Here is an 8160-nt window from a genome sequence, read left to right as displayed (position 1 = left end):
AAAAACTTGGTATGTCTGCGGACTTGAAGCGTCAGCTGCCGCTTGTTGCCGTCGCGTTCCGTTCTCAGGAACGCGTTGCCTGGTTCGGTGGCTCCATCGCGATATACGACCTCCCTGTTTCGGGTTCCGTGTGTCCGGATGGGACGCTGAAACTGTGACTCCGAATCGGGGGAGGGTCAATGGATACGCCGGGTTTTTGCTCGCATAGGTCGGTGCTGAGCCTTGCGGGGAATGCATGCCGCTTTTATCCCGGTGCCGTTCGCATGGCCGCAGCGGGATGCACGGAAAGCGCCGACAGATCATTATGATCTTGATATCCCCGGCTTTCCTCCGGTGCAGGCCGGGTCTTTTCCTTTCCGGCAGGCGAGAGGGGCATGGCGCCGCGCCTTTATCCTCCTGATACTGAGGGAAAGCGACCGGGGCGGTTTGGCCGCTTCGGGACGCGACAGGGAGGATAATGATGGACCTTGGACTTGAAGGTAAACGTGTTCTGATCACCGGCGCGTCGAAGGGCATTGGCCTCGGCTGCGCCAAGGCGTTCGCGGCGGAAGGCTGTGCCGTGCATCTGGTTGCCCGGGATGGAGAGCGGCTGGAACAGGCGCGGGATGAGCTGGTCTCGGCCGGTGCGAGCTGCACCATTCATCCGGCGGATCTGTCCGCTCCGGGAGCAGTGGAGGCGCTCGGTGGCGCATTGCCGGTGCCGGATATCGTGGTGAACAATGCGGGCGCCATTCCGGGAGGCGACCTGCAGGCCATCGACGAGGCCACCTGGCGGGCGGCCTGGGATCTCAAGGTGTTCGGTTACATCAACATGACCCGCACTTTTTATGCCCTGATGAAAGAGAAGGGTGGTGGCGTGATCTTCAATGTCATCGGCCTCGCGGGCGTGAAGCTGGACCCGAAATATATCGCCGGCACGGCGGGCAATGCCTCGCTCAACGCCTTCACCAAGGCGATGGGCTCGAATGCGCTGGCGGATGGTATGCGGGTGCTGGGTGTCAATCCGGGGCTGGTCGCGACCGACCGTCTCGTCACTCTGCTGAAGACCAAGGCGGCGGACGAGAAGGGCGACGCGGACCGCTGGCAGGATTTCCTGGCCGGTCAGCCTCTCGGCCGGGCCGCCACGGTGCAGGAAATCGCCGATGTGGTGACATTCCTCTGCTCGCCGCGTGCGGGCTGGGCGACAGGGATCATGGTCGATCTCGACGGCGGGCAGACCTACCGCTGAGCGGCGTTCTTCTTCACAAACAAAAACGGCCTCCGAAGAGGCCGTTTTTTCGTTCAGGTTCGGAAGCGTCAGACGCCAGCGCGGTAGAGCCGGCTGGTGAACAGCGGGCTGTCCTTCATCTGATGCAGTCCCTTGGCCGCGGCCAGAACCGCCAGATCGGCAATCGGCTCGATCAGCACGACGGTCATGTAGGCGCCACCAAACATGGACACCTCGGAGAGGGTGCTCATGCTGAAGCCGTGACCGTAGAAAGCCCAGAAGGCAACCCAGACAACCACGCCACCCTGGAAAGCAGCGGACAGCGCCAGGGCCTGGCTGTATTTCACGTCCTTGTAGGCGACTGTTTTCGGGATGATACGGTCGGCCAGCGCGCTGATGGCCAGCAGCGGCACCAGCAATGTGGTGACGTTCATGCCGTATTGCGGAAGATCGAACGGCGCGAACAGCAGACCCTGTGCCAGCAGGCCGAGGGCAAGGCCGATGGCAGCCGGCGCGGCGCCGAACATCAGGAACAGGGTTGAGCCGAGGATGAAGTGCACTTCGGAGACGCCGACCGGATAATGCGGCAGGACCTCGAAGAAGAAGAAGACCAGCGCGGTGGTCAGAACCGTGCGCAGGGCGAGCGGGGCAATGCCGTGTTTGCGGGCTGTCGAATAAGCCACCTTGGCGGCGAATCCGAGGCAACCGGCAGCGGTGCCGTAGCTGAGCAGAAGTTTCGCGCCGTTCACGACGCCGGGTTCGATATGCATGTCTGCACTCCATTTCCCGCACCCACCGTGCGGATTTTGCCGGGCAAATGCCGGCCGGGTTTCGTTCGTGATACGGGCAGGTCTCCTGACTCGCGATCCTCGCTAGCTTCCGCCTTCCCGGCCGTCGGCCAGTGACGTCTTGGAAGCGCTCACGCTTACAGTTGCGGGGGCAGTCACGGCTCGGGCCCCTTTTGGGTCGTCCCTTCCGTGTTCCCTCTTAGTCCACAGGCTTTGCCTGCTATGGAACCAGTATCGCCTCCAAGGATCTAGAATCGCTGCCGGATGAGCAACCGCTTTTTCTGGTGTGGCGGGATCTTTGGAAAATACCGATGGTCTTGAGGGGGGATGTATGAGGCTGCGCGAGGGGCGTGCGGATCAAAGCTTCAGCTTGAAGCCTTCATGGCTCGCCGTGAAGCCGAGGCTCTCATAGAAGCGGATGGCGTCTGACCGGCTCTTGTCGCTGGTCAACTGGATGATCCGGCAGCCATGTTCCTTGCAGGTGGCGATGGCCCATTCCAGGAATTGCCGTCCGAGGCCGCCGCCGCGTGCGGTTGAGGAGATCCGCACGGATTCGATCTGGCCGCGCCAGAGGCCCTGATGGGAGAGGCCCGGAAGGAAGGTCAGTTGCAGGGTGCCGATCACATCTCCGTCTTTCTCCGCGACCGCGAGATACTGGTTTTTGTCCGCTGAAATCGCCCGGAAGGCATCCCGGTAGCAGTCCGCGGCGGGGACGCTGGTATCCTCGCGCTGCCGGCCAAGTTCATCGTCGGCGAGCATCGCGATGATGGCGGGAAGATCGGCCTCGGCGGCACGGCGGAAGATCAGGGACATGGCTTGGACCTGCTGGTATGCGGAGCTTTTTCTATAGCCTCCGGTCATGCCGGGCGCGAGACATAACCGTGGTTCGGCCTCTGATTCGGGAGCTGGCACGAGTGTCGTGCAATTGCCGCGACGGCAGACGCAGCGTAAACTGCGGCTGTAAATCCTTTCAGGACCGGTGCCATCAATGCCGGACCACGCTGCTGTATGGCGGCAAAACAGCGCTGCCGAACGGCGGCAAACAAAGCAAAAAATGGGAATGGGAAACAGTCATGAAGATGCGTGCGGCCGTATTGCGGCAGTCCGGTGCGACGGCGCCTTTTGAAAAATCGCGGCCGATTTCCGTCGAGGAAGTGGAACTGTCGAAGCCGGAAGCGGGCGAGATCCTTGTTCGGGTGATCGGCGCCGGGCTGTGCCATTCCGACCTTTCCGTGATCAACGGCAACCGGCCGCGTCCGGTGCCTCTGGTGCTTGGGCATGAAGGCGCGGGCGAGGTGGTCGAGGTTGGCCCCGGTATCCGTGACCTGAAAGCGGGTGATCCGGTGGTCTTCCAGTTCAGCGCCAATTGCGGCCGCTGCCGCCGGTGTCTTGAAGGCCGTCCGCAGATCTGTGAGGTCAACGCCGTGGCCCGGGCCAAGGGCGACCTGATGGGCGGCGGGCGCCGTCTGAAGTCCGCCTCGGGCGAATCCCTCGCGCACCATTCCGGCGTTTCCTGTTTCGCCGAATATGCGGTGATCGACCGGGGCAGTTGCGTGAAGGTGGATGACAGCATTCCGCTGGAGAAGGCGGCGATCTTCGGCTGCGCCGTGATGACCGGCGTCGGCGCGGTGCTGAACACCGCCCGTATCCGGCCGGGAGACAGCGTCGCGGTGATCGGTCTCGGCGGTGTCGGGCTGAACGGATTGCTCGGCGCCAAGGTGGCCGGAGCGGGGGCAATCATCGCCATCGACCTGAATGACGACCGTCTGGGGCTTGCCCGCCAGCTTGGTGCGACCCATACATTCAACGCCAAGGACCCGACCCTGGCCGAGCAGGTTCGGGACATAACCCGCGGCGGTGTGGATTTCGCGTTTGATTTCGCCGGGGCCATCCCGGCCATGGAGACCGGATACGGCATATTGCGTGCGGGCGGCGAGCTTGTGGTCGCGGGACTGGCGCCGGCCGACAGCACCTTTACCTTCACGCCGCCGGCAATGGTCTCCGACGAAAAGGCGATCCGGGGCAGCTATATGGGCGGTTGCGTGCCGGTCCGGGACATCCCGCGCTATATCGATCTCTATCAGCAGGGCCGGTTGCCGATCGATGCGCTGATCAGCCGCTCGGTCGGGTTCGACGAGATCAACGAGGGCTTTGACCGCCTTGCCGACGGCTCGGCGATCCGGCAGATCCTGATGCCGCACGCAGTCTGATACAGGGAATTTCTTCCGGTGCCTGGTCCGGTCTGAACCGGGATACAGGCACCGGAAGGGCAGGCAAAAGCGACGGCGCGGCAGTCCGCGTGATGACAGGCTTTTCCGCAATCGCGTATGATCCATGCCATGGTGACTTACCCGACCGCGCCGGAGATGGGCCGTGAGCCGTACCGATAACGAACGCCGTTCGCGCCGCCAGGCACGAATCCGTGCCAGGGCTTTTTCCGGCGGTGAGCGGCGCAGCGACCGTCTGCTCCGCGAAATGGTCGATTCCGCCGAGGAACAGGAAGCCGAAATCGGGCTCGGCATGGCTGCCCGGGTTTCACGAAAACTTGGCCCCAAGGGACGGTTTCTTGCGGCGGCTACGCTGATCGGAGCGATCATCACGGTCGCTTCCATCTATTTCGAGCGCAGAATGGTGGATTCTGCCGTTCGGGCGGATTGGCAGGATGCGGCGCTGGTCGCTCAGGGCCATGCGCTCTATCGGGAAAATTGCGCCTTTTGCCATGGCGATTCTCTTGAGGGTCAGGCTGGCTGGGACGGCAACTTTCCCTCCGGCAGCCGGCCGGCATTACCGTTGGACGGGAGCGCGCCGACCTGGCGGCTCAGCGACGATGATATCTTCGATGTGGTGAAATATGGCGGCCAGCCATTCTCTCCGCGCAGTTACAAAAACAATATGCCGAGCTTCGAAATTCAGCTCACCGATGCCGGTATCTGGGCGGTTGTCGCATTTATGAAGAGCCGCTGGCCGGAGGAGACGCGCAGGCGTCAGGACGAGACCGTGAACGGGCGGTCCGGCGACGGCGGATAGGGCTGGGCTTCGGGAAGTGTCCGGAGGCAGGTTTTCCTGGCGGACGGTCCCGAATCGTCAGGCGAGGCCGGCGGACTTCAACCGGCGTTCCAGTTCCTGCATGCGGGTTTTCTTGCTCTGCGACGCATCGCTGTCCGCGAGATAGCTTTCCAGGAAATCCGCTTTCTTCATGAAATCATGCGCGGACTTGCGCGCCGCTTTCAGGTTCGCGGCGCCGATCAGGCTGCCCTCGCCGATCAGATCGATCACGATGAGGGCTTTCTTCGCCGTGGATCCGGAGCGGGTTTCCAGCTTCTTGAAATAGTCGGCTTTTTCCAGCAGCTCTGCCTGAAGCTCTTCCAGTGTCCGGCAGATCCGATCCTCTATGCGCGGGGGCAGATTATTTGCCTTGGTGTCTTTGTGAACCTTGGCAAGGAATCCGAGCTTTTCTTCCAGCGGCCCGTCTTTCCCCGTTACGGAGCGGGCGAAATCCGGCTGGCTGATGATCGAGGTGACATATTTCGAAAGATAGTCGGCCCCTTTTTCACTGATCGCCTGCTTGCGCACCTGAAGCGCCAGGTGAACCTTCTGGCTGACATCAATACGCCCTCCGAGCAGCAGGTCGATGGTCTCGTCGCTCAGAAGGGAGGCCTCGCGTTTATGCAGGCCAATCTCGCATTCCTCCCCGCCAAGGAAGCCGTTGGGCGTCGACAGGCGCTTGTGCATGGCGCGGACACGCTCCAGCTCCGTGCGAAGGTCTCCGCGTGTCAGCCTGCCGCTTGAATTCAGTGCCAGTGTCAGCATGCGCAGCAGGACATCCCGGGTTTCCGGGATGTAGCCGGCCTTGGCGAGGGTGTAGAATTTCTTCGCGTTCGCCGGCTTGCTCGGGGCATGGGACGGCTCGATGTCCCCGTCGTACAGAGCAAGCAGCCGGTCTATTTCCTCGCCGGGGGTGGAAAGCTCGCCGAAAATATCCTTGCAGGCGTTGGGCGCGCGCAGGATCTCGGCGATAAAGGAATCGAAGTGTCCGAATGCCTCGAGACCGGCAATGTCATGGCCGAGCTCGTAGAGCATCTCGAATTTCTTGACCCAGTCGTTGACGCCCTCAAGCGTGGCCGTCAACGCTGCCCTTACCCGGAAAGCCTGCTCGTCAGGAGTTTCGCCACTCCGCAGTGCGATCACATCCGGGATCATGCTTTTCTCGAGTTTTTGCGGTGGCTCCTTCTCGAACTTCCCCAATGCGTCCTTGCGCAGCTGATCCGTGATCTCGTAGAGACGGCGAACCCGTTCACTGACCGGAGTTTGCGTACTTTTTACCTGTGCGATGGCTGCCTTCTGGACCGCCTGCATAAGGGTGGTCCCGGCATCACTGAAAGACCGCTGATGCTTGCTCGAATGCAGTAATTCCGTCGGGGTGATGCGAACCGACTGCAGATATTTGCCGGCGGCCCGGCCAATAGCATCGCGCGACTTCCTGGAATAGAAGTCGGAGACGTCTTCGCAAACGGCATCCTTGAAAGTCTGCGCTTCTGCTTTTTGCGGGTCCATCATTCAATCTGCATGCCGGAATGAAACAATAACTCAGTTAATTCCATTGATTTTATTACTGTTAATCGTGGAATTAGAACATGAATAGCGGCTGTGTTCTATAACGCGCAACAGGATATGCGTGTGACATAGAGCACGTGACGAATCGTGCTTGGTACGATTCGCCCTAATCCTGGTTTTGCCGGGCATACTCATACAGAGAGACGGCCGTTGCGGCTGACACATTCAGGGTCGCCACGGGGCCCGCTGTCGGCAGGCGGGCAAGCAGATCGCAATTCTCCCGGGTCAGACGTCTGAGGCCGCTCCCTTCCGCACCCATGACGATCGCTATCCGGCCCTTAAGATCGGCACCATCCAGCGTTCCCCGGGCGTCACCGTCGAGCCCGACGCACCAGAATCCGGCATCGCGCAGCTGTTCCATGGTCCGGCTCAGATTTGTGATGTGGACGAGATCGATCGCATCAAGCGCGCCCGAGGCGGATTTCGCCAGCACACCGGTTGTCGGCGCGGCATTGCGGTCCGGAGCGATCACCGCGCGGGCGCCAAAGGCGGAAGCCGAGCGTAGAATCGCTCCCACATTATGCGGATCCGTCACCTGGTCGAGCAGGACAAGCAGGCAGCGCTCGCCGACATCTTCAAGAATATCCTCAATCGCCACGTCCGGCAGCGGCAGGACTTCCGCCGCCACGCCCTGGTGAACTGCCTCGGGGCCGGTGAGGCTATCGAGGGCCTCTTTCTCGACGATCTTCGGCTCGGGGAGTTCGTTGCGCCGCGAGTCGGGCAATTCATCCAGGCGCTGGCTGAGTTCGGGCTCCGCTCTCTGGGTACAGAGCAGACCCGTGATGCGGCGTTTGTCATTTTGCAGAGCCATGGCAATCGCGTGCCAGCCCCACAATATGTCGCGGCCTCTGGGCTTGGCGCCAGGTTTCGAAGAGGGTTTGCCGCGGCGTCTGGCGGCGCTGGGCTTGCGGGGCGGAGGTTTGGCCATGGTAACTACCTGATGCCCGGATTGCTCCGGAATGTTGCGGGACGAAAACAAGGGGCAATCGATCAATTACCCATGTTCCCGCTTTTGCCATGTTTTTCACGTTGACAAACAGAGACTATTTCTCATATTTCGCACTCCCTTCCAACGCGGAAGCCTGTTTAGCCACTCCGGTGGCTCTCGGGGGACGGCTTTAGGGAACATGGTGGGGTGCCCGAGTGGCTAAAGGGGACGGGCTGTAAACCCGTTGGCTATGCCTACGTTGGTTCGAATCCAACCCCCACCACCATCCTGCTTCCAGTGCCGGTTTCCGGAAATGGGTGTAGGGCGAGAGTATAGAGGTTGGTCGGTGTTCGAGGCTATAGTCGCGGGCACCGCCGTGGTGTGCGATGTGCTGGGCGGGTGTAGCTCAATGGTAGAGCAGCAGCCTTCCAAGCTGAATACGTGGGTTCGATTCCCATCACCCGCTCCATCGCACGGGCGCCACGGTACTGGCCAAGCACGGGATCAATTCTGGTCATGAACGGTGTGATGCCGGCGTGACCGCCAAATCAAGCAGGACACGTGCGCGATGGCGAAGGAAAAGTTTGAGCGGAATAAGCCGCACTGCAACATCGGGACGATCG

At 61.4% G+C, this 8160-nt stretch carries 7 protein-coding genes, 2 tRNA genes and 1 riboswitch; of the genes, 5 read left to right on the top strand and 4 right to left on the bottom strand.

Features of this window, described 5'->3' with window-relative positions; all coding sequences use genetic code 11:
- Window positions 1-460: 460 nt before the first annotated feature.
- Window positions 461-1228 (top strand): short-chain dehydrogenase/reductase, encoded by a 768-nt coding sequence (locus AAC126_RS20755; RefSeq protein ID WP_339857131.1) that lies wholly within the window; start codon window positions 461-463, stop codon window positions 1226-1228.
- A 68-nt stretch (window positions 1229-1296) separates the two neighbouring features.
- On the opposite strand, the gene AAC126_RS20750 is transcribed toward AAC126_RS20755, so the two are convergent.
- Both AAC126_RS20750 and AAC126_RS20745 read right to left on the bottom strand, forming a co-directional pair.
- Entirely contained in the window at window positions 1297-1977 is a 681-nt protein-coding gene (locus AAC126_RS20750) for an energy-coupling factor ABC transporter permease (protein ID WP_339857129.1), read from the bottom strand.
- A 57-nt stretch (window positions 1978-2034) separates the two neighbouring features.
- A riboswitch (cobalamin riboswitch) is annotated at window positions 2035-2243 on the bottom strand.
- 109 nt (window positions 2244-2352) lie between these two features.
- On the bottom strand, window positions 2353-2808 hold the full coding sequence (locus AAC126_RS20745) for a GNAT family N-acetyltransferase (RefSeq protein WP_339857127.1): 456 nt from the start codon (window positions 2806-2808) through the stop codon (window positions 2353-2355).
- Window positions 2809-3068: 260 nt separating this feature from the next.
- Between AAC126_RS20745 and AAC126_RS20740 the strand changes: the two genes are divergently transcribed.
- Both AAC126_RS20740 and AAC126_RS20735 read left to right on the top strand, forming a co-directional pair.
- Window positions 3069-4205: a zinc-dependent alcohol dehydrogenase family protein gene (locus AAC126_RS20740; protein WP_339857125.1), complete on the top strand. Its 1137-nt coding sequence runs from the start codon at window positions 3069-3071 to the stop codon at window positions 4203-4205.
- Window positions 4206-4368: 163 nt separating this feature from the next.
- Window positions 4369-5022: a c-type cytochrome gene (locus tag AAC126_RS20735; protein ID WP_339857124.1), complete on the top strand. Its 654-nt coding sequence runs from the start codon at window positions 4369-4371 to the stop codon at window positions 5020-5022.
- Between the two features lie 57 nt (window positions 5023-5079).
- Here AAC126_RS20735 and AAC126_RS20730 read toward each other — a convergent pair whose 3' ends face one another.
- Entirely contained in the window at window positions 5080-6552 is a 1473-nt protein-coding gene (locus AAC126_RS20730) for a hypothetical protein (protein WP_339857123.1), read from the bottom strand.
- 163 nt (window positions 6553-6715) lie between these two features.
- Complete coding sequence (rlmB, locus tag AAC126_RS20725) at window positions 6716-7537, bottom strand: 23S rRNA (guanosine(2251)-2'-O)-methyltransferase RlmB (protein WP_339857121.1); 822 nt, start codon at window positions 7535-7537, stop codon at window positions 6716-6718.
- A 201-nt stretch (window positions 7538-7738) separates the two neighbouring features.
- On the opposite strand from rlmB, the gene AAC126_RS20720 reads away from it, so the two are divergent.
- Together AAC126_RS20720 and AAC126_RS20715 are read left to right on the top strand one after the other, a co-directional pair.
- Window positions 7739-7823: transfer RNA gene (locus AAC126_RS20720), tRNA-Tyr, on the top strand.
- 109 nt (window positions 7824-7932) lie between these two features.
- Window positions 7933-8006 (top strand) — tRNA-Gly (locus AAC126_RS20715).
- The last annotated feature ends 154 nt before the right edge of the window (window positions 8007-8160 follow it).

Origin of the sequence: uncultured Nisaea sp. (genome assembly GCF_963974195.1) — a bacterium.
In the GTDB taxonomy this organism is placed as follows: domain Bacteria; phylum Pseudomonadota; class Alphaproteobacteria; order Thalassobaculales; family Thalassobaculaceae; genus Nisaea.
Note: the sequence above shows the minus strand (reverse complement) of the source record. Positions and strands in the feature narration are given on the sequence as shown.

Bases quoted from the DNA above. Each gene is read 5' to 3' on its own strand.
- AAC126_RS20755 (WP_339857131.1), top strand. From the start codon at position 461: ATGGACCTTGGACTTGAAGGTAAACGTGTTCTGATCACCGGCGCGTCG.
- AAC126_RS20750 (WP_339857129.1), bottom strand. From the start codon at position 1,977: ATGCATATCGAACCCGGCGTCGTGAACGGCGCGAAACTTCTGCTCAGC.
- AAC126_RS20745 (WP_339857127.1), bottom strand. From the start codon at position 2,808: ATGTCCCTGATCTTCCGCCGTGCCGCCGAGGCCGATCTTCCCGCCATC.
- AAC126_RS20740 (WP_339857125.1), top strand. From the start codon at position 3,069: ATGAAGATGCGTGCGGCCGTATTGCGGCAGTCCGGTGCGACGGCGCCT.
- AAC126_RS20730 (WP_339857123.1), bottom strand. From the start codon at position 6,552: ATGATGGACCCGCAAAAAGCAGAAGCGCAGACTTTCAAGGATGCCGTT.
- rlmB (WP_339857121.1), bottom strand. From the start codon at position 7,537: ATGGCCAAACCTCCGCCCCGCAAGCCCAGCGCCGCCAGACGCCGCGGC.